We start from the raw sequence: 21,227 nt of genomic DNA, 5'->3' as shown, positions 1-21,227 counted from the left end.
TTTCTTACATTATAACAGTTAAAAAAATTTTTAAAAATTAAAAAGTCCAAAAATTCAGTAATTTAACCATAAAAAAAAAGGGCCACATGGACCCTTAAAATTTTTATCTGAGGAGGTATGCCCTACTAAGATGATATTCAAAACTTGTTTTGGTGCATTGGACAAAAGCCTTGTTTCACAAAAATAGGCTCAAGCATTTTGATCAATCTATTATTGATTGTCACGAATATATTCCAACGCTTCTTCTACATGCCCTTTTACTTTTACTTTGCGCCATTCTTTAGTAATATTTCCCTGTTTATCTATAACAAATGTAGATCTTTCTATACCCATGTATTCTTTTCCAAAATTCTTTTTTAATTGCCATACCCCATATGCTTCTGCTACTTGATTATCTGGATCAGCAAGCAACAAAAACGGTAAACCGTACTTTTCAACAAATTTCACATGACGGTCAACCGGATCAGGACTAATTCCTAGGATAACAGCATCGAGCGCTGCAAAGTTTTCATACTGGTCACGGAAATCGCAGGCTTCTGTAGTGCATCCAGGAGTCATATCCTTGGGATAAAAATAGAGAACAACATTTTTCCCGCGAAAATCAGATAACTTTATCGTCTCACCATTATTCGCAGCTAACGTAAAATCCGGTGCAAGCATTCCCACTTCAACTGTCATAATAAACCCTCCATTCGTAATGTTATCCTTAGACTAGCCAATATTCTCCAATAATACAACTATTTTTCTATTTGTCCTTATCAAAAACAGCCCGGGTAATAAATGCTGCTGGAAGGGTATACCCAATCAGTGCTTCGATTACCGTAATGATTCGGCCTAGACCATGTGGAATGACATCCCCATTTCCGACAGAAAATAAGGTCATTGCACTAAAATAAAAACATGTTTCAAAAATATTATCATTCCTTACCATTCCTGTTTCGATTAGGAGTGGTCTTCCATTAAGAGCAAATACCATATAGATAATCCCAAATCCGAGAACTACTGTTGCATAGACATAGCCAATCGAAAGAAAATTTTCAAGTGAGACAAACTTTCCTTTCATTTTATATGGAAGAAACAGTGTTCGTAAGCTCATAAAAATGCAAAAAATAACAAGCAAAAGCAAAAGATAAAACATAAACGCACCGCCTTTTTACAAATGACCTGGTATGTTTATATCTATGCTTGCTTGTACAATTAAATATCAAAAAAGCAGGACAATCCAACACATAGGAAGGATATTTTACTTTGATAACTGTCTAGCTTCGACGCACAGGATGTGCTAGTGCCGACGTTGCCGCCAGGAAGGCGGCGCTTTTAGTCGGCCACGCCCAGCGACTAGTGTACTTCGCCCCCACCCTACGATAAGTTAAGCACGATTGCGTTTACGCTCTTCGTGTTTCCTTTATCTCAGTCGATGCGCTCCAGTCCATACGGACTTGCACAGGATGTGCTGACGTCAACGTTCCCCACAGGACGTGGCGGATTTTAGTCGACGTTCCTTAATTCGGGCGCGTCCGCTTTTCTAATTCCCCGCACCGCGGTATTTTTTGACCCCCTGATTCCATATAAAAATAGAAAGAACAAAAAATATTATTCCGATCACCGGTGTCAAAAAAGCATAACTAAACCACTCTTTTTTCCCAAGAAAATAAGCTGCTGGGTAAACACCCACAAATGCAAACGGCAAAATCCACGTCAAAACAAAGCGTATCGCCCGATTATAAATATCAACTGGATAACGCCCATAATTGCTGATATTATACATCATTGGCATAATGGATGTTTTTGCATCTGCCCAGAAACTGATACAGGCAATCATTATAAAAACTCCACCAAAAACAAGTGCTCCGCCAACAACAAAAATAATGAATAAGAATGGATCATACCATGTCATTTTCAAACCTAAGCGGCTTCCAGAATAAAACATGACAGCTAGCCCTGTCGCGACTCCTAACGAAGATTCCAGTTCCATCCTTTCAAGAATAATTTGAAAAAGGCTGTGGATGGGTCTCGTTAAAATCCGATCAAACTCTCCCTTTACGATATAGCGGTCATTAAAATCCCATATATTAAAGAAGGACGAAAAAAGAGCATATGGCACAAGAAAAAAGCCATAAATAAAAATGATCTCATCTCGATTCCAGCCATGTAGCAAGCTGGTGTGGCCGAATACAACCAAAATAAAAATAAAGTTTACCGCCTGTGATAATAGGTCTGAGAAAAATTCAACAAATAAATTAGCCCGGTATTCAAATCTTGTTTTTAAATACTGACCCATATAATGAAAAAATATTGATACGTAAAACAACTATTATCCCCCCTGAATCACCAATTGCTTTTTCGCCAGCGTCCATAGCAATGTAATTGGCACCAGCAAAACCACTACCCAGATAAATTGCTGCCAGATGCCTATTAACGCCTGCTGATGTGAGAAACCATTTGTAAAAATCATACTTGGTATGTAGCTGATTCCTTGAAATGGGAGATATTTCATTAGATTTTGCGCCCAGCCCGGGAAGAAGCTGATTGGCAATAGTAATCCTGAGAATAGATCAATCACTACTCGCTTTGCTCGAATTAGTCCTGAATTATTAAATAAGAAGAATGTGGTAATTCCCGTTAATATGTTTAGCTCAGTATTTATAAAAAAACTGAGCAGCGTAGCGATTCCAAACAGACCCCACACTGCTGGATTCCAAGTCAATTTTACTGGAAAAATAAGTGAAACAATAATAAAACCCGGAATGGAAAAGAGAAACAGCCGAAAAATCCCTTCACCAAGAGCTTGCATGGTTTTCATTCCTAAGTAACTATACGGTCTAATTAATTCAACTGCTACTTTTCCTTCCATAATTTCAAGCGCCATTTCCCGATCTATATTATTAAAATAAAAAGCACGTGCCATCCATGCTATTGCAACATAAGTAGTCATCTGCACAACCGAGAGTCCTTGTATATGTTGCTTTGCTCCATAGATCGCTTCCCACAGGAAATAATACGCCCCAATATTAATACTATATATTAGAATTCCCGTATAATAATCGGACCGATAAGCAAGCATCATTAAAAAACGAACCCTGACCATTTCCAAATATTTAGCCAAACTATAAAGCCCCCTTTCTTACACAGACCCTTTTTCATAAATATTACGAACAATTTCCTCTATCGAAATATCATTCATTTTAATGTCTTTAATTTTAATAGCCGCCACTACTTTGGCAATCACCTGTGATATGAGTTCATCATTATTATCAACAAATGCTGTAAAAATAGATTCCTTTTCGTCCATCTCCCATTTAATAGCCATCCCTGAAGTAATCAAGTTTAAATGCCGTAAATCTACATGTTCTAAAAACTGAAACTGCAATGCTTTTCCATCTGCCCATTGATCTTTTAAATGGGCAAGTGCTCCGTCATATATGATTCTACCTTCATCAAGCATAACGACTCTTTCACACAGTGCTTCAATATCGGATAGATCATGAGTTGTTAATAAAATTGTTGTCTTGTACTTTTCATTTATCTCCTTTAAGAATTCTCGGATTTTTAATTTTACCAGCACATCCAAACCAATTGTCGGTTCGTCTAAAAACAATAATGGAGGGTTGTGGATTAGTGCTGCAGCAAGTTCACACCTCATCCTTTGGCCAAGAGATAGCTTTCGTACCGGCTTGTCCAAAAGGGGTTCAATGTCGAGTGTTTTAATGACATGATCCATATGCTCGTTGTATTGGGCATCAGAAACTTTATAGACCTTTTTTAAGAGACGAAATGATTCCTGAACAGCAATGTCCCACCACAACTGCGATCGTTGGCCAAAAACAACACCAATCGTACTAACAAACTTTTCTCGTTCTTTATGAGGGTTCATCCCATTAACCACTATTTTACCTGACGTCGGCATCAAGATGCCCGTCAGCATTTTGATCGTTGTTGACTTGCCTGCGCCATTTTCTCCTATATAACCAACCATTTCTCCCTTCGCAATTGAAAAACTAATATCATTAACTGCAGGAACAATTTTATAATTACGAGTTAACAGATCGCGAAACGCTCCTTTTAACCCCGTCCGGCTCGAATAGGCTTTGAACTCTTTCCGTAAGTTATTTACTTCTATTGCAAAATCCATTATTATTCCCCCTGAAATAGTTACCCTAAAAAATTAGTTTAGCGAAATTGCTGTCCGAAAACAACTATCAATCATATAGATCTTTAGTAAATGTTTCAAAACTATTCAATTCTTACTCTTAAAACATCAAAAGCGGGACCAAGAAATGATAGAATAGGGAAGGATTGAAATGAAGGAGGATACATACTTATGAAATTTACTAATTCAGAGCGTTTATATGAGGAAGCGCTCGAACATATTGTTGGCGGAGTAAACAGTCCATCTAGGTCATATAAAGCCGTAGGTGGTGGTGCTCCTGTCGTAATGGAGCGCGGTCAAGGTGCTTATTTCTTTGATGTAGATGGAAACAAATATATCGATTATCTAGCTGCCTATGGACCAATCATAACCGGCTTTGCCCATCCACATATCACAGAAGCCATCAAAAAGGCTGCTGAAACAGGCGTTCTTTATGGCACACCAACAACGCATGAGATTAAACTAGCTAAAATGTTAAAAGAAGCCATTCCTTCGCTGGATAAAGTTCGTTTTGTTAATTCAGGAACAGAGGCTGTCATGACAACCATCCGGGTTGCACGGGCATTTACCGGCAGAGATAAAATCATCAAATTCGCCGGATGTTATCACGGTCACTCTGATCTTGTCCTTGTTGCAGCAGGTTCAGGACCTTCAACTTTGGGTACCCCCGATTCAGCTGGTGTTCCAAAAAGTATTGCTCAAGAGGTTATTACCGTTCCATTTAATGATATTGAACCATTTAAAGAAGCTCTCGAAAAATGGGGCGATCAAATTGCAGCAGTACTAGTTGAGCCCATCGTTGGGAACTTTGGAATTGTAGAACCTAAGCCTGGATTTTTACAGCAAGTAAATGATCTGACACATGCTGCAGGCGCACTTGTGATTTATGATGAAGTCATTACTGCTTTCCGGTTTATGTATGGCGGTGCCCAGGATTTGCTCGGAGTAAAGCCTGATTTAACTGCGTTAGGGAAAATTATTGGCGGTGGACTACCGATCGGTGCATATGGAGGCCGTAAAGAAATCATGGAAGAGGTTGCTCCACTTGGACCGGCCTATCAAGCTGGGACGATGGCAGGAAATCCAGCCTCCATGCTTTCTGGAATTGCCTGTTTAGAGGTTTTGAAAGAGGACGGAGTTTATGATTACTTAGATCGATTGGGCTCGTTGCTTGAAGAAGGAATTTTAGAGGCAGCCCGTGAAAATGGGATTGCCATTACGATCAATCGATTGAAGGGCGCTTTTACGGTTTATTTTACAACCGAAAAAATTGAAAACTACGAACAAGCGCAAAATACGGATGGTGATAAGTTTGGTAAGTTTTTCAAACTCATGCTACATGAGGGCATTAATCTTGCTCCTTCCAAATACGAAGCATGGTTCTTAACGATTGCCCATACAGAAGAAGATGTTGCAACAACGATTACGGCCGTAAAGAATGCATTTTCTGAACTAAAGGACGAATAAATATACATTTTTTATGCAATGGAGGATTTTAAATAATTCTCCTTTTATTACCTTTCCTAGTTGAAAACGGTTACAATTTAGCGTTGTTTTCTTAAATATATTCTTTTTGTCGTATTTTCATATCCAAACTATTGTATATTTATTTGATTTCTGAAAATTTATATGATACTATTAGTTTATTATTTTGTTTTTAATAATCTTTACTTCTCTATAGAATACATTGAAAATTTTTACTAATTTCTAAATAACTAATTTGTTTAGGAGGTGGAGCGGCTTTACAGGATAATCCTATGAAGCCATAGCCCAATGAATCAAACCTGGAACCCTTCTTTATTTGAAAATTTCCACAATGACGAACATGATGCATGTGGAATAGTCGCTTGCCTTGAAAAAAGCAAACAACCAACGAGACAAAATATATTTGACTGTATCAACGCACTCGTAGGGATGAACCACCGTGCCGGCTTTATTAATGGTGAAGGTGATGGAGTTGGAATTCATATCGATATTCCAACAGAGCTTTGGAAAGAGAAATTGCGTAATGCAGGAGTGAATGAAGAGCTAGTAGATCAAGAGGAATTTGCTGTTGGTCATATTTTTGTCAGCCGTAAAGCAGATTGGAAATCTGTGAAGAACGAACTGATCCAGAAATTAGAAAAGGCTGAGTTAACGCTTGTTTATGAAACTGACCAAGTGACAAATTCGTCTGCCCTAGGCCCGATTGCCTCGCAAGAAAACCCAGTGTTTTGGCAATTTGCCTGCGTTGCAAATAAGAAAGGCCAGGGATTAACCAAACTTTTGTTTAATACTCTTATCGATTTTGAAACCAATGATGATCTTCATGTAGCATCATTTAGCCAAAATCATGTTGTCTATAAAGTCATGGGTGCAGGAGATATTCTTCCTCGCTACTATCAAGATTTAGCAAGCCCGCTTGTTGCTTCAACAATGACGCTTGGGCATAATCGATATTCAACAAACACTCTATCAAGCTTTTTCCGTGTACAGCCTTTTAGTGTAATTGGCCATAACGGCGAGATTAATACAATTGAAAAGCTCCGTGATGAAGCGAGAATGATTGGTATTCCACTTGTAAAAGGTGGAAGTGACTCACAGGATTTAAGCAGAACAATGGAATCATTGATCTGTCGCGATGGTTACACATTATTTGAAGTAATGGATCTCTTATTCCCACCAATTGTGAATGAAATTAAAGCCTATCCGGAGCATCTCCAAGATCTTTATACGTATATTCGGGAAGCATGGGGGCACTATGCACAAGGTCCTGCAGGTATTGTTTCAAGATATGGTGATGAAGCAGTATTTAGCGTTGACGCGCTTGGCTTGCGCCCACTTTGGATGTTGGAAAAGGAAAGCTCTTATATGTTTTCCTCAGAACCAGGCATCATGCCATCTACTGAGTATGTAAATGAACCAAAACCACTTGCGCCAGGTGAAAAAGTTGGTTTCAAATGGAACGGCGACACACTAAAAGTTTTCGAACAAAAAAACTATCAAGACGAAGTTTTCAGTCGCTATTACAAACGGTTAAGCTTCCAAAACTCTCGTAAACGTCTGCAGTACCCACCAATGGAAAAAACAATTACTATGAACTATCCTGACAAAATCCATAATGGACAATATAAGGCTTTTGGCTGGGAAAAAGATCATATTCAATTAATTGAGCAAATGGCTGAAAAAGGCGTTGAACCAATCCGTTCACTTGGACATGATGCACCGCTTGCTGCTCTTAATCCTGAACGGAAGAATATTGCCGATTATATTAAGGAAAGCGTTGCTGTTGTTACCAATCCTGCTATTGACCGCGATCGTGAAACAGAGCACTTTTCCACACGCGTCATTGTTGGTAAACGTCCTTCATTAACAACACATGAAGAGATTGGTACAGTAATGGAGTTAGCTTCTCCCCTTCTTATAGAAGGTAAAGCCGGCTTTACTTGTTCAGAGGAGTTAGAACAGCCAAGCTTTGACCAGGTTGTCCAGTATTATCAAGATCAAAAGCAAACAGCTTTCATTTCGATAACATTTACAAAAGGCGAAAAATTAGATGCTGCTCTAAAAAGATTGGCAAATGAAACAGTGCAAGCCGTTGTCGCTGGTAAAACGCTGATTGTTTTAGATGATGCCAATGCACACCAAGAAAATTCATTTTGGATTGACCCGCATTTGGCTGTTTCAGCAATCGATCAAGCATTAGTTAAAGCAGAGTTACGAAGAAATTGTTCGTTGTTATTGCGTTCTGCCGCAATTCGCTCCTTACATGACATGATCACCGTTATTGGGTTAGGTGCTGATTTAGTCAGCCCATATTATATGTTTATGACTGTAATGAATGATGAAAATACAAAACCGCTTTTAAATCTGTTCAGTGCTCTAATTAAAGGTCTAGAAAAAGTGATCTCTACAATTGGAATCCATGAATTACGTGGGTACGGCAGATTATTCTCGTCAATTGGTTTAAATGAGCAAATTGCCGATGTATTAAACATCGTAAACTTTTTCGGGTCTAACGAACTTGAAAATGACTTTACTGCCTTGGAAGAGGATGCATTTGCAAGAGCTGAAGATTATCAGAATGAAAATGAACGGGTAGGCAAGACATTCCACCTATTCCCACGGATCTGGAAATCAATCAGTGAAGTGGCAGCAACAGGCGATTATAGTGTTTACCGTGATAAGATTACTGAACAAGAATTGGCAAATCCTACAACGATTCGTCATTTAACTGGATTAAAAGCAACTGGAAAATCAATTTCTCCAGAAGAAGTTGATATTACGGTTGGAGAGCATAGCCTGCCGTTCCTTATTTCTTCAATGTCGTTTGGATCACAAAACGAAACTGCCTTCCGTGCCTATGCTGAAGGTGCTGACCGCTTAAATATGGTTAGCTTAAATGGTGAAGGCGGAGAAATAAAGGATATGTTAGGCAAATATCCAAAAACAAGAGGACAACAAATTGCTTCTGGACGTTTTGGTGTTAATGCGGAACTGCTGAACTCATCAAACCTATTAGAAATTAAAATTGGTCAAGGTGCGAAGCCTGGGGAAGGTGGGCACTTACCGGGATCAAAGGTAACTGCAAAGGTTGCTGCTGCACGTAATGCAACACTTGGTTCTGATTTAATTTCACCATCAAATAATCATGATATATATTCCATCGAAGACCTTGCACAAATGATTTTAGAATTAAAAACAGCAAACGATCAAGCGAAGATCGCTGTAAAGGTTCCAGTTGTTCCAAATATCGGTACAATTGCAGTCGGTATTGCGAAAGCCGGAGCAGATATTATTACACTCAGCGGATTTGATGGCGGTACTGGTGCTGCAAGAATTCATGCCCTTCAATACGTTGGTCTTCCAGTTGAAATTGGTGTTAAAGCAGCCCATAATGCTCTCCTTGAAAGCGGACTTCGCCACAAGGTTGAAATCTGGGCAGACGGCGGTATGAAGAGTGCCCTTGATGTCATTAAAGTTATGCTCCTTGGTGCAAACCGCGTTGGCTTCGGAACATTAGCAATGCTCTCAATTGGCTGTACTACATGCCGTGGGTGTCATTTAGATACATGTCATGTGGGGATTGCAACACAAATTGAGTCAGAAGCACAAGCCAAAGATCATGGATTACGACGCTTTGTGCCTCGCCAATTTGACTTGGCTGTCAACGGAATTATGAACCTTTTCACAGCTTTTGGTACAGAACTAAAAGAAATTGCAGCATCGGTTGGTATTAATAGATTACAGGATGTCGTTGGCCGTTCAGATTTATTAGAACAAGTAAAGGGTACTCGCCAGCTTGACCTTTCCTATTTACTTAAGCAGATTGATATGGGTAAAGTTACTCATATGGAAAAGCCAGTAACTCTTGAACAAGTCCAAATGCAAGTGGCTGCGGGTGCCGAGTACCTCGATGCCAGTGTTGAACAATTGAACTCTTCACGAGAGTTTCACAGCATTACATCTGATCAAAGGGTCCTTGGAAGCCGAGTTTCGTGCCACAGGGTACGCGGAAGATTAGATGGCTCATATCGTCAGCTTCCAAACATCCGCTTAAATTATAAAGAAGGTTCCATACCAGGAAATGGCTTAGGAGCATACAATAGTGAAGGAATTTCTATTACTGTTAATGGCGGCGGCCAGGATGGTGTAGGTAAAACTTCATTCGGTGGCAGCATTCAAATCCTTAAAGCAAAAGGAAAAAATGGTAAGTACTATAATGGATCAGTCGGAAAAGGCTTCGGCTATGGTGCACAAAAAGGCTTACTTGTCGCTCAAGGAAATGCTGATGCACGTGCCGGAATTCGTCTTTCAGGTGCTGATATTATTATCGGCGGCTTAGTTCAAAAACCAATTCCTACAAAGGAACATGGTAACATTGGTGCTAATGCAAACATTAAAGGTTTCGCGTTTGAATATATGACAAATGGCCGCGGGCTAGTCCTAGGTGATCCAGGTCCATGGTGCTGTGCAGGTATGACTGGTGGAGCTGTTTACATCCGCCATCAACCGGAAATGGGCTTAACGAAGGATGCCATTCAGCGCAGAATTGCAAAAGGTGCTAAAGTTTCTATTTCAGATTTAAATGCACATGGAAAGCAGGATATTAAGGAACTGTTAGGTCAGTATATTGCACTTCTCGAAAAAGATGGGCAAGTAGCGGAAGCTACTTTACTAAAGGCCTTATTAGAAAACCCTGAAGAGCACTTTGTTCAAATCACTCCTGTTAAAGAGCAAGCAGATCCATCCGTATCTACAGAATGACAAAAAAACATCCGCTTCCGCGGATGTTTTTTTGTCATATAATGTAGTATTACTATTTTGCAGTAACGTTAAAAAATATCTTGGATAAAAAGTTTAATTAATGTTATAGTACATTATTGCTTCATTGATTAATGAAATTATCAGCAAATAAAGTTTGAATTGAAAGGATAAACCTATTTATGAAGTTAGGTGCCCGCATTTTTAAAACGGGAATTGCGATTGTATTATCCCTTTATCTTGGTCAAATCTTACATTCCCCCTCACCTATTTTTGCAGCCATTGCTGCTATATTTGCTATTCAGCCGACCATATATCGATCATATTTAACCATTATCGAGCAAATCCAAGGGAATGTCATTGGTGCAGTAATCTCCATCCTATTTGTACTTCTGCTCGGAAACCATTTTATTATGATTGGCCTGGCTGCCATTACCGTCATAATCATTAACTTAAAGCTTAAAATTGAGAATACAATCGGTCTTTCCCTCGTAACCTTACTAGCAATTATGGAAACACCTGGGGGGAATTTTCTGCAGTTTTCTATAATCCGATTCTCCACGATCATGCTTGGTGTTTTTTCAGCATTTATCGTAAACCTTATTTTCATGCCTCCAAAATATGAACAAAAGCTATTCAGTTCGATTTCAAGTACAACGGAGGAAATCATTCGATGGATACGCCTTAGTTCAAGGCAAGCATTTGATCATAATCTTTTAAAACATGATATTGATAAACTTAAAGAAAGCAATATTAAAACAGAACAATTTTATTTAATGTACAGGGAAGAACGTATTTATTTGAAAAGGAACAATCCGGAAAAGTCACGTAAGCTAGTGATTTACCGCCAGATGATTTCTGCTGCTAAAAAAGGTCTTGAGACCTTAAAACGGTTGCACCATTTTGAAAATGAAATGATCCATATACCACCAAAATTCCAACTGTCAATTCAAGAACAACTTGATTCTCTTATTTACCAGCATGAACAATTAATGCTAAGATTTATAGGTAAGGTACCAACTCCATCCAGTATCGAAGACGGAGATTTTAATCTAGATAAAAAAGAGTTAGTCGAACTTTTTTTAGACCATCAAAAAGATTTAGTGAACAAGGATGACCCACAACTTTACCATACGATGCAAATTGTAGCCGGTATAATTGAATATGGAGAGTATGTTAGACACCTAGATAGATTGATTACTAGTTTTCATTCCTATCATAATAATGAAGTTTCTATTAAAGAACAAGAAAATAATTGAAAGAACCCGATACCGTATTAAACGGCATCGGGTTCTTTATGTTCCAATTGTTGAATTTGAAATAAATTGTAGTATCCTCCTTTTTGTTCCATTAATTCATCGTGTGTCCCAACTTCTGTTATTTCGCCATTTTCAATTAATACAATTCGATTGGCGTGGGTAATTGTCGATAAGCGATGGGCAACAATAAAGGTTGTACGGTTATGTGCTAATATGTTCACCGATTCCTGAATGGAATGCTCACTTTCTAAATCAAGTGCAGAGGTGGCCTCATCCAAAATGAGAAGCGGGGGGTTTTTCAAAAACACCCTGGCAATTGCAATCCGTTGTTTCTGCCCTCCAGAAAGCTTAACACCCCTTTCACCCACTTTCGTATTATAGCCTTCAGAAAGGCCTAGGATAAATTCATGAGCATTTGCCGCTTTAGCCGCTTCAATCACCTCTTCATCAGTAGCGCCAGGCTTACCGAGTAAGATATTGTCTTTAACAGACTCACTAAATAAGATATTGTCTTGAAAAACAACACCAATTTTATCTCGAAGTGTTTGAACCTTAAATTGACGAATATCGATACCGTCCAAAAGGATTCTGCCTGAGGTAACATCATAAAAACGTGGAATTAAACTGACAAATGTAGATTTCCCGCCACCGCTCATGCCAACAAGGGCAATTGTTTCCCCTTTTTTAACATGTAAAGATATGTCCTTAAGAACCATTTCGCCTTTTTCATCATATGCAAATTGTACATTCTCGAAAGAAACATCCCCTTTTACCTCTCTGCAATCAATTGCATCGGGAAAATCGACAATATCATATTTTTCATCCATCAACTGAAAAACGCGATCCATTGATGCAAACGACTGTGTGATCGTTGTAGACGAATTAACAAGTCTTCTTAATGGATTATAAAGCTTATCTATATAGGCAAAAAAAGCAACCATAGTACCTAATGAAAGGCTATGATTGATAACCAGATAGGCAGAATAACCGATTACCAGCAACGGTGCGATATCTGTTATCGTATTTACTGCTGCAAATGACTTTGCATTCCAGCTCGTATGCTGCATCGCCTTGTCTAAAAAATTTTTATTTTGTTTGTCGAATTGGGATTGTTCATACTTTTCGATGGCAAAGCTTTTAATAACTGCCATCCCTTGTACCCGTTCATGTAAATAGCTTTGCACCTCTGCAAGTGCTTGGGAACGAACTCTGGTAAGCTTTCTAAGCCTTCCAAAAAAATACCTTACTGAAAAGGCGTAAAGAGGAAAAAGCAAAATTGACATAACAGTTAAAGTTTTACTCATCATAAACATCATCACAATTGCTATGATGATGGTTGCCATATCGAGCCAAAGATTCATTAACCCTGAGATAACAAAGTTTTTCGTTTGTTCAACGTCATTAATCATCCGTGAAATAATTTCCCCAGACCGACTATTTGCATAATATTTAAAACTAAGCTTCTGGATATGACTATATAATTTATCACGAATCTCATAAAGAATTTTATTAGCAGTCCATTGAGCATAATACTGACGGTAATACTCAATCGGTGGCCTTAGAAAAACAAAAATTACCACCATGGATACCATTATTAAAGATAGCTTGCTGATTTTTTCTTGTTGCATTAAGTGATTGTTCCCTATTATGTCATCAACCACGTATTTAATTAGCAATGGTATAATTAGCGGAATTGAAAATTTAATAAGTCCAATTATGATTGTGCCAATAATTTGCAACCGATACGGTTTTACAAATTCAAGATACCGGCGTATACTGTTCAAGCTGTTCCCCTCTTTTCCAAAGAAAAACCTGTTGATAAAATAATCAACAGGAGCCATAATGAACCCTTGATCCCAATTAACCTCTGTATGTTAGATACCTCTCATACCAAACATCAATAAATTCTGGTGAAAAAGGTCCCTTACGCTGGCGGATCCAACGAATAAGCTTTTCAACATTTCTTTTTAAAATTTGATCAATCACATCTGGATATTTCATTTCTTTACGATGGCGCTCATACTCATCCTCATCTAATAGGTTGAAGGTCATATCCGGAAATACTTTAATATCGAGGTCATAGTCAATATATTTTATTGCATCCCCATCAAAAATAAACGGAGAGCTAATATTGCAATAATAATAAATCCCATCTTCACGAATCATTCCAATTACATTAAACCAATATTGAGAATGAAAATAACAAATAGCCGGTTCCCGTGTAATCCACGTTCTACCATCTGATTCTGTAACAAGTGTCCGATCATTTGCACCAATGATTAAATTCTGTGTTCCTTTTAAAACTGTTGTTTCATTCCAAATGCGATGGATGTGCCCATTGTGTTTATAGCTGTGTATTTGTATTGGAGCTCCTTCGATGGGTACGCCCATTTTTTTCCCCTACTTTCATTCCTGAACGCTTTGTAACCAATCGATCCATTCTATTTCAACAACAAAAGGAAACAAAGTACAATTCTAAAATTTTAATATTTATTATTATTATAACGTTTCAAGCTGGAATTTAAAACAAAAGAGCCATTGTTTTCAATGACCCATGGCTGAAATTGATGATATTTTCATCTAATTTTAATAAATTCGACGAAAATACCACTCAACTACAAGAAGTTATTTCCATTTGTCGATACGATTGAATAACCTCTTCTGTCTGCTTTTCAAACATCTGTTGGATCTCATAGAGCTCTTTTTTCATTCGATTGATTTCAATCTGAATGCTCTCAACCTCTGTTTCTTTCTGTAAATTATGTAACTCTTCTTCAATTTTTTGGCATCTTTCTAATTCCCCTTGAAGACACAATAATTTATCCATCGTCATCATTTGCTTATAAACTAAACGGTTAAAATCATTCATTTTTCCACCGCCTTGTTATTTACTTTCTATTTAATATTTATTCTGGAACTAGATTCATTTTCCTTTGACTTCTTATGTAGATTAAAAAGAAGTTTTGTCGATTAATCGAAAAGCGGAAGCGTTGGAGCTAGATAATTTTCATAAAAAAAGCCGGTGTTTCATAGTTGTATCTGAAACACGGCTTTTTCAAATTTACTTAATTGATTTCCACAACGCTCTGTTGGGAGGATTCCTTTGTCTGTTCCCCGTTTGCAGTCTGCTTTTTATAGTAGGCTGCCTTTCCAGATACCAATGTTAGGGCAAATGCAGCCATAAATCCAGGAATAGCAAAGATAATAAAATTTAAATTAACGGGCAAGTTGCTTGCTAACAGCAGACCGCCTAAAACAGGCCCCAGTATTCCACCCATTCTGCCAATCCCAGAAGCAGTTCCTAAAGCTGTAGATTTCATAAAAGGAGGATAATATTCGGAAACATATGCTTGGATAAGATTTTGCGCCCCGATTGTAGAAGCCCCTGCAATCGCAACAAGTACATAAATGAATATGGTACTTCCTCCAAACCCGAGAAGTATCAGGCTAATGGCACCTAATGCATACAAAGGAACCAACATTTGTTTAAAGCCGTATTTATCGCAAAGCCGGCCAATAAGAAGTGAACCTACAATCGCGCCGCCCTGCAGAGTAATGAGAAATAACAAGCTTGAATTAAGTCCGTACCCTGCATTCATCATAAGTTTTGGAAGCCACGTGCTCAATCCGTAAATCATCAGTAAGCATGAGAAAAACGCAACCCAAAACATAACTGTACTAAGCGCCCGGGATTCCTTAAATAAACCGGTAACAGGGACCTTTGAATGTTCTTTTTTTACGTCTTCTATTTCAGCATGTTTATCAAATATTGAGGTTGGACTTATTTTAGAAAGAATAGCAGTCAATTCTTCCTTTTTTCCCTTCTTTATTAAGTAATCGGGGGATTCTGGCAATAGCTTTAACAAAAAAGGAAGAAATAACAATGGCAGACCTGCAAACCAAAAGATTGATTCCCAGCCAAAAGTAGGCATTACAAAAATCCCTAGTGTAGGTGCCAGCATGCCCCCTATCGAATAACCACACAGTACGATCGAAATAATCATGCTTCGAATTCTAGCCGGAGTATAGTCAGTTAATAAAGCGATGACATTAGGCATAATTCCACCTAGTCCTAGTCCCGCCAGAACCCGGTAAATTAGGAAACTGTTTGGGTTATTTGTAAACCCGCACAAGAAGGTAAATAAGCTAAACAAAAATAAAGAAACCACAATCACTTTTCTTCTGCCGATGTAGTCAGCTAATATACCAAGCAGGATAGCGCCAAACATCATCCCAAACAATCCGTAACTTCCCAATGCTCCAGCCTGAACTGCATTTAAATGCCAATCCTTGATTAATACAGGTACAACTGTCCCATAAATAACGATGTCATATCCGTCAAATACGATAAGGATCAATCCCCATATAAGTAAACTTAAATGAAACTTATTAAACTTGCTATTCGCTATAATTGCCGTTGGATTTATTATCGCCATTAAATTCATCTCCTCAATTTGTTTATTTAGTAAATCCCGCATAACTAAAATGTAACTAATTTCATACATTATTCCCCTTCTATTAAATATTTGGTTAACAGAAAACAGTACAGTGATCATTTTTATTTTTAGATGACTGTGTTCTCTATTCGGAGAATAATGTATATTCTGACAATTGTCAATAATATAAATATTAATTTTGAAGTAAATATATTTTTTCACTTGATCGCTCTAAGTTCAATAAAGTCAACCCATTAACCACATAATGACAGACACTAAGCTTCTTTTTTGGGGGAGAAAAATAATTTTCAATATTCATTCTGAATATTGTTGACATTTTGACTATTATGATTATAAAATAAAAATATCAAATAGAGAAACTAGTTCACTATATTGATAATAAAAAGAGTTACTGGCCTATTATCTATATTTGGAAACGTTTTCACTATTGAGGTCAACTTTGCAAAAGCATAAAACACTGTCAGAACTTCAAGAAGTAGACTAAAAATACTTTCAAAAAGCGGGGTACTGTAATGGATAAAACAATAGATTTTATGAAAAGCAAAATAGTCTAAGATTTTACTAAAGATATCAGCCAGTATAATCTACGAATGAAGATTCTTACCTCTTCTCAACGAGTGATTTGCCGATGATGGAAAAATTCAATGTTGAAAGAGAAGAAGCATACGAAAGCAACAATGGTTATCAGGAAGTTAAAGATGAGTTCAAGCCGTTATTAGGTTAATAAGCGGTTTAATAAAATAAATAACTTGGATTAATGAAAATTTTTTAAAAAGGGGATAGAAACATGGTAAACGTAACAAATGAAATGGTTATTATTGGTGGGGGAATTGGCGGTTTAGCAGCAGCTCTTGCCGCAGCAGAAGCGGGAAAACAATCAATCGTTCTGGAGCAAGCAGCACAATTCGGTGAAGTCGGTGCAGGACTTCAACTTGGACCAAACGGAACGGCAGTGTAAGACCGGTTTGGTTTAACTGAAGAAATCTCTAAAATTTCAGTATTCCCAAAAAGGCTCGTTTTAAAGGATATTTATACTGGAAAAGAATTAGCCACCATGGACTTAGGTAAAGCTTTCCAACAAAGATACGGTCACCCGTACGCGGTTATGCACCGTTCCGACTTACACAGAGTCCTTTTAGAAGCATGTGAAGCAAGCCCTTTGATTACACTTAAAACAAACCAGCAGATTCAAAAAGTGGAAAATAAAGACGGCGGTGTAATTGTTACCAATGAAGTTGGGGAAACGACTACAGGTAAAGCTGCAGTTGGTGCGGATGGAATTTGGTCAAAAACCCGCCCTAATGTTAGTCAAGATGATGTCGTACCCTCCGGCTATGTTGCCTATCGCGGTACACTTCCTATCACTGAAATCACAGATGATTTAGACCTTGATGATGTATTCATGTGGATTGGACCAAATCTTCACCTTGTTCAATATCCAGTACGCAGAAAAGAACTATACAACCAAGTTGTTGTATTCAAGAGCTACGATTATGAGCCAGGTTCACCAAACTGGAGAGAATGGGGAACTCCTGAAGAATTAGAAAGACGTTTTGCCGGTGCTCATTCAATTGTGCAGCATTCATTAACATTCATCAACCGTCAATTCAGATGGCCTATGGCTGACAGGAATCCAATTTCAAACTGGACAGACGGCAATATTACTCTTCTTGGAGATGCTGCACATCCAATGCTTCAATACTTGGCACAAGGCGGAGTTCAGGCATTAGAAGATGCTTCATAACCTAGCAGATATGCTGCACATTCATGGTGACAATTACGCGCAAGCCTTCCAAGAATACCAAACAGAACGTCAACCTCGTTCCGCTAAAATACACGTAAATGGGGAGAAATCATTCATGCAGAAGATCCAATTACCATTCTTTTACGCGACGCAATCTTTGAGGGAAGAACTTCTCAAGACTATGCAGTCGCTGACTGGTTATATGGTGGTTACAAAAGATTAATTCGTGAAAAAATAAAGGCGTAATCAAAAAAAGCACTCCATTCCTATGATGGAGTGCCTTTTTGCGTACCTTTATTAGCTCGGTCCGAATTGGCCAGAGTTTTGCGATTTACGAGCTTGGGACTGTTGATTTTGTTGTCTCACTTCAGCAGCATTTGTTTCGCTTGCGAACTCTGTGCCAAATGCGCCTTGAGCAGACTGGCCGCTTTTAGCAGATTGAGCATTTTGTTGTCTAACTTGTTGAGCATTTGTTTCGCTCGCAAATTCAGTACCAAATGCGCCAGCGCCGCCTTGAGCAGATTGAGCATTCTGTTGTCTTACTTGTTGAATGTTCGTTCCAGCTGAAGTTTTGTTTGGTTGATTATTGAAGTTTGCCATTGTGTAATCACCTCCACGATAATAATGTATCCCAGTATCGCGGGGGTTATCCAACTAAAATTTGGTAATTGATTAAACAAGCAAAGAAATTCCACCATCGACAATAATTGTTTGTCCTCTTATCATACTAGATTGATCTGATAATAAAAACATGACACAATTGACCATATCATCCAGCTCAACCATTCTTCCTGCCGGAGTTTTGGTCTTGGCTTCTTGCAAGATTTCTTCTCGATTTGGAAAATGCTTTAATGCTTCCGTATCAACGGCTCCTCCGGAAACTGCATTAACAGTAATACCCTTCGGCGCTAATTCAACGGCTAAGTATCTAGTTAGTGCCTCAAGTGCAGCCTTGGAAACTCCGACAACGGTATAATTCTTTAAATAACGAATGGCGCCAAGTGAACTGATGCTAACGATTTTTCCACCGCCATTTTTCTCCATCAATTTTGCTGCTTCCTGTGCGCAAAATAATAATGCTTTACTATTAATATTTATAGTCCAATCCCAATGATTTTCTTCCAGTTCCATAATCGGCCGCTGAACTCCAGAGGCTGCATTGTTAACAAATACATCTAAACGGCCAAATTCCTCATTAATTTGTGAAAACATATCTTTTATTTTGCTCACATCACCAACATTTGCTTTTACTACTAAAACCTTTCTTCCTAATGCTTCAATTTCTGCTGCTGTTTCAAGTGCTGATGTTTTGCTTCTTGCATAATTAATTACGATATCATATCCTTCTTTAGCTAACCTTAAGGCTGCAGCCTTACCAATTCCCCTGCTGCTGCCCGTTATAAGTGCTACTTTTTGTGACATTGATCTAACCCTTTCCTACTAACATAATTTATATTTTTTAACTTTGATAACTGTCTAACTCACGCACAGGACATGGAAAGGTTCAACAGCCTTTTCGAGAATGTGCTGATTTGAAGGTTCCTTCATTCGGGTGCTTTCACTTTTCATTTTTATTTTAGCTTTTACATGCATAGAAGACAATTATAAACAAAACAATAGTCTATATACCCTTTATGAGAGGAAGATTAAAATGTATGTTGGACGTGATATGACCGAATTATCGATGATTCCAAAATCAGAATGGGATAAAAGTGAGCTTGCTTTTTTCCATCACTCTCTCCAACAAATGGCACCGTACCTAAACAGTGAAGGCGTAAGCATTCACCGCGAAATTATTGGAGAAATTGAAAATCGTGGAGGACTTAAGCATGATGAGGCTGATTACACCCATGGGACAAAAACTGTTTATGATTAAATAATTATTTAACTTTCCTTTACTTACCTTTTGATGGACAATTTTTGCTTTCGTCTGGAAGATTTTGTCCTTCATCACCCTTATGACGGATATTTTCTGGTTTCCAGCGGCTCTTTTTGTCCTTCATCACCATCACATGATGGACAATTTTCGCCTTCCATGAGCTCCTTTTGTCCTTCATCACCATCATGATGGACAATTTTTGCCTTCGTCTGGAAGATTTTGTCCTTCATCACCCTTATGACGGATATTTTCTGGTTTCCAGCGGCTCTTTTTGTCCTTCATCACCATCATGACGGACAATTTTGCCTTCCATGAGCTCTTTCTGTCCTTCATAACCTTATGACAGAATACCCTCCCAACTACTTTGCGCGCTTTTCTTATTTTGAACTTAATTCCTGATAAAGCTTGCGCATTTTTTGATATGGTACAGGGAAAGCATAGTCCTCCATGTCCTCCAAGGTGACGAGCTTCCAGTCTTGTTCTAGCAAAACTTTTGAAGTTGTTCCGCTGTATACGTCTATATTCCAGATCAAATGGGAAAAAACATGTTGAATTTGACCAAGCCTTTTTAGTTGTTTAATTTCCCAGCCAAATGTTTCTTGAAAAAGTCCTGACAATTGCCTTTTTTCATTTTGGATAGGAAAATCAATTTCAACATTCGGAAACTCCCATAAATTTGCAAGCAGTCCCTGACTAGAACGCTTATGGATAAGGATTTTTCCATGTTCATCCACAAGGACAATCGCTGCTAGCTGAACCTGTTTTTGTTTGCCCTTTTTTGACTTTATAGGCAGTTCATTTTGTGTGCCCTCATAAAAGCCCTGACAATGTTCACGAACAGGGCACAATAGACATGATGGTGATGTAGGTGTACATATTAGTGCTCCTAATTCCATTAGTGCTTGATTAAAGCTTGATGGGTCATCCTGTGAGATTAGTTGTCTCACTGCTTTCTCAAACACTTTTCGTGAAGCTGGCTTTGCTATATCTTCCCAGATAGAAAGGATTCTAGCTAATACCCTCATAACATTTCCGTCAACAGCCGGCTCAGGTATCCCGTATGCTATGCTTAAAATGGCACCCGCTGTATAGGGTCCCACCCCTTTTAAAGAAGATATTTCTTTAGGGTCACTCGGAACAACACTGTTATATTTCTCCTGCACTTCTTTTACAGCTGATTGCAAATTACGAACTCGAGAATAATAGCCAAGTCCCTCCCATGCCTTAAGGACTTTTTCATCGTCAGCAGCTGCCAGATCATCTAATGTAGGGAACCGCTCAAGAAAACGATTAAAATACGGAATGACTGTTTCTACCCTTGTCTGCTGCAACATAATTTCCGAAACCCATACTTTATATGGGTCCTGGTCTTTTCGCCATGGTAACTCACGCTGCTCTTGTTTAAACCAAGAGATTAAATCACTTTGAAATACTTTACTATCTATTTTGTCAAGATTTCTTAATTTTTTTTCCATTACTTTTTGGGCCTCCAAGT

At 38.3% G+C, this 21,227-nt stretch carries 19 protein-coding genes; 6 read left to right on the top strand and 13 right to left on the bottom strand.

Going from position 1 to position 21,227, the window contains the following annotated elements:
- Positions 1-210: 210 nt before the first annotated feature.
- From bcp to JN080_RS18555, 5 genes are all read right to left on the bottom strand, one after another.
- The gene (gene bcp, locus JN080_RS18575) at positions 211-678 is read right to left on the bottom strand and encodes a thioredoxin-dependent thiol peroxidase (protein WP_256237478.1); all 468 of its coding nucleotides are present in this window, start codon (positions 676-678) and stop codon (positions 211-213) included.
- Positions 679-745: 67 nt separating this feature from the next.
- A complete protein-coding gene (locus tag JN080_RS18570) occupies positions 746-1,138 on the bottom strand; it encodes a potassium channel family protein (protein ID WP_256237477.1) in 393 nt (130 codons plus the stop codon).
- 387 nt (positions 1,139-1,525) lie between these two features.
- Positions 1,526-2,311, bottom strand: a complete 786-nt coding sequence (locus JN080_RS18565) for an ABC transporter permease (protein WP_256237476.1) — start codon at positions 2,309-2,311, stop codon at positions 1,526-1,528.
- Between the two features lie 3 nt (positions 2,312-2,314).
- Positions 2,315-3,106 carry an ABC transporter permease gene (locus tag JN080_RS18560; RefSeq protein ID WP_256237475.1) on the bottom strand — a complete coding sequence of 264 codons (792 nt, stop codon included), beginning with the start codon at positions 3,104-3,106 and terminating at the stop codon, positions 2,315-2,317.
- An 18-nt stretch (positions 3,107-3,124) separates the two neighbouring features.
- Entirely contained in the window at positions 3,125-4,132 is a 1,008-nt protein-coding gene (locus JN080_RS18555; protein ID WP_256237474.1) for an ABC transporter ATP-binding protein, read from the bottom strand.
- A gap of 189 nt (positions 4,133-4,321) precedes the next feature.
- Here JN080_RS18555 and JN080_RS18550 point away from each other — a divergent pair, with 189 nt between their 5' ends.
- The 3 genes from JN080_RS18550 to JN080_RS18540 all read left to right on the top strand — a co-directional run bounded on the left by JN080_RS18550 (position 4,322) and on the right by JN080_RS18540 (position 11,652).
- On the top strand, positions 4,322-5,617 hold the full coding sequence (locus tag JN080_RS18550; protein WP_256237472.1) for a glutamate-1-semialdehyde 2,1-aminomutase: 1,296 nt from the start codon (positions 4,322-4,324) through the stop codon (positions 5,615-5,617).
- A 306-nt stretch (positions 5,618-5,923) separates the two neighbouring features.
- Positions 5,924-10,396, top strand: a complete 4,473-nt coding sequence (locus JN080_RS18545; RefSeq protein ID WP_256237471.1) for a glutamate synthase-related protein — start codon at positions 5,924-5,926, stop codon at positions 10,394-10,396.
- A 179-nt stretch (positions 10,397-10,575) separates the two neighbouring features.
- The gene (locus JN080_RS18540; protein ID WP_256237470.1) at positions 10,576-11,652 is read left to right on the top strand and encodes an FUSC family protein; all 1,077 of its coding nucleotides are present in this window, start codon (positions 10,576-10,578) and stop codon (positions 11,650-11,652) included.
- A 17-nt stretch (positions 11,653-11,669) separates the two neighbouring features.
- Here JN080_RS18540 and JN080_RS18535 read toward each other — a convergent pair whose 3' ends face one another.
- From JN080_RS18535 to JN080_RS18520, 4 genes are all read right to left on the bottom strand, one after another.
- On the bottom strand, positions 11,670-13,436 hold the full coding sequence (locus JN080_RS18535; RefSeq protein WP_256237469.1) for an ABC transporter ATP-binding protein: 1,767 nt from the start codon (positions 13,434-13,436) through the stop codon (positions 11,670-11,672).
- A gap of 76 nt (positions 13,437-13,512) precedes the next feature.
- Positions 13,513-14,043, bottom strand: coding sequence for a nucleoside tri-diphosphate phosphatase (gene ntdP / locus JN080_RS18530; RefSeq protein WP_256237468.1), 531 nt, complete (start codon positions 14,041-14,043; stop codon positions 13,513-13,515).
- 220 nt (positions 14,044-14,263) lie between these two features.
- Positions 14,264-14,521 (bottom strand): YgaB family protein, encoded by a 258-nt coding sequence (locus JN080_RS18525; protein ID WP_256237467.1) that lies wholly within the window; start codon positions 14,519-14,521, stop codon positions 14,264-14,266.
- Between the two features lie 196 nt (positions 14,522-14,717).
- Complete coding sequence (locus JN080_RS18520) at positions 14,718-16,157, bottom strand: MFS transporter (RefSeq protein ID WP_256237466.1); 1,440 nt, start codon at positions 16,155-16,157, stop codon at positions 14,718-14,720.
- Between the two features lie 739 nt (positions 16,158-16,896).
- On the opposite strand from JN080_RS18520, the gene JN080_RS29675 reads away from it, so the two are divergent.
- Together JN080_RS29675 and JN080_RS29670 are read left to right on the top strand one after the other, a co-directional pair.
- Positions 16,897-17,067: an FAD-binding protein gene (locus JN080_RS29675; RefSeq protein ID WP_309144695.1), complete on the top strand. Its 171-nt coding sequence runs from the start codon at positions 16,897-16,899 to the stop codon at positions 17,065-17,067.
- A gap of 96 nt (positions 17,068-17,163) precedes the next feature.
- Entirely contained in the window at positions 17,164-17,853 is a 690-nt protein-coding gene (locus JN080_RS29670) for an FAD-dependent monooxygenase (protein ID WP_309144694.1), read from the top strand.
- Between the two features lie 297 nt (positions 17,854-18,150).
- On the opposite strand, the gene JN080_RS18505 is transcribed toward JN080_RS29670, so the two are convergent.
- Together JN080_RS18505 and fabL are read right to left on the bottom strand one after the other, a co-directional pair.
- Positions 18,151-18,453, bottom strand: coding sequence for a gamma-type small acid-soluble spore protein (locus JN080_RS18505; RefSeq protein ID WP_256237465.1), 303 nt, complete (start codon positions 18,451-18,453; stop codon positions 18,151-18,153).
- Positions 18,454-18,525: 72 nt separating this feature from the next.
- Positions 18,526-19,275, bottom strand: a complete 750-nt coding sequence (fabL, locus tag JN080_RS18500; RefSeq protein WP_256237464.1) for an enoyl-[acyl-carrier-protein] reductase FabL — start codon at positions 19,273-19,275, stop codon at positions 18,526-18,528.
- A 229-nt stretch (positions 19,276-19,504) separates the two neighbouring features.
- Here fabL and JN080_RS18495 point away from each other — a divergent pair, with 229 nt between their 5' ends.
- A complete protein-coding gene (locus JN080_RS18495; RefSeq protein ID WP_256237463.1) occupies positions 19,505-19,729 on the top strand; it encodes a hypothetical protein in 225 nt (74 codons plus the stop codon).
- A gap of 80 nt (positions 19,730-19,809) precedes the next feature.
- Here the strand turns inward: JN080_RS18495 and JN080_RS18490 are convergent, their stop codons facing one another.
- Complete coding sequence (locus tag JN080_RS18490; protein ID WP_256237462.1) at positions 19,810-19,962, bottom strand: hypothetical protein; 153 nt, start codon at positions 19,960-19,962, stop codon at positions 19,810-19,812.
- Positions 19,963-20,109: 147 nt separating this feature from the next.
- Positions 20,110-21,207, bottom strand: a complete 1,098-nt coding sequence (mutY, locus tag JN080_RS18485) for an A/G-specific adenine glycosylase (protein ID WP_256237461.1) — start codon at positions 21,205-21,207, stop codon at positions 20,110-20,112.
- Positions 21,208-21,227: the final 20 nt, after the last annotated feature.

The organism is Bacillus sp. EB600 (assembly GCF_024494385.1).
Classification (GTDB): Bacteria; Bacillota; Bacilli; order Bacillales; family Cytobacillaceae; genus JAEVLT01.
The sequence above is the reverse complement of the archived record's forward strand: the minus strand, read 5'-3'. Positions and strand labels throughout refer to the sequence as shown.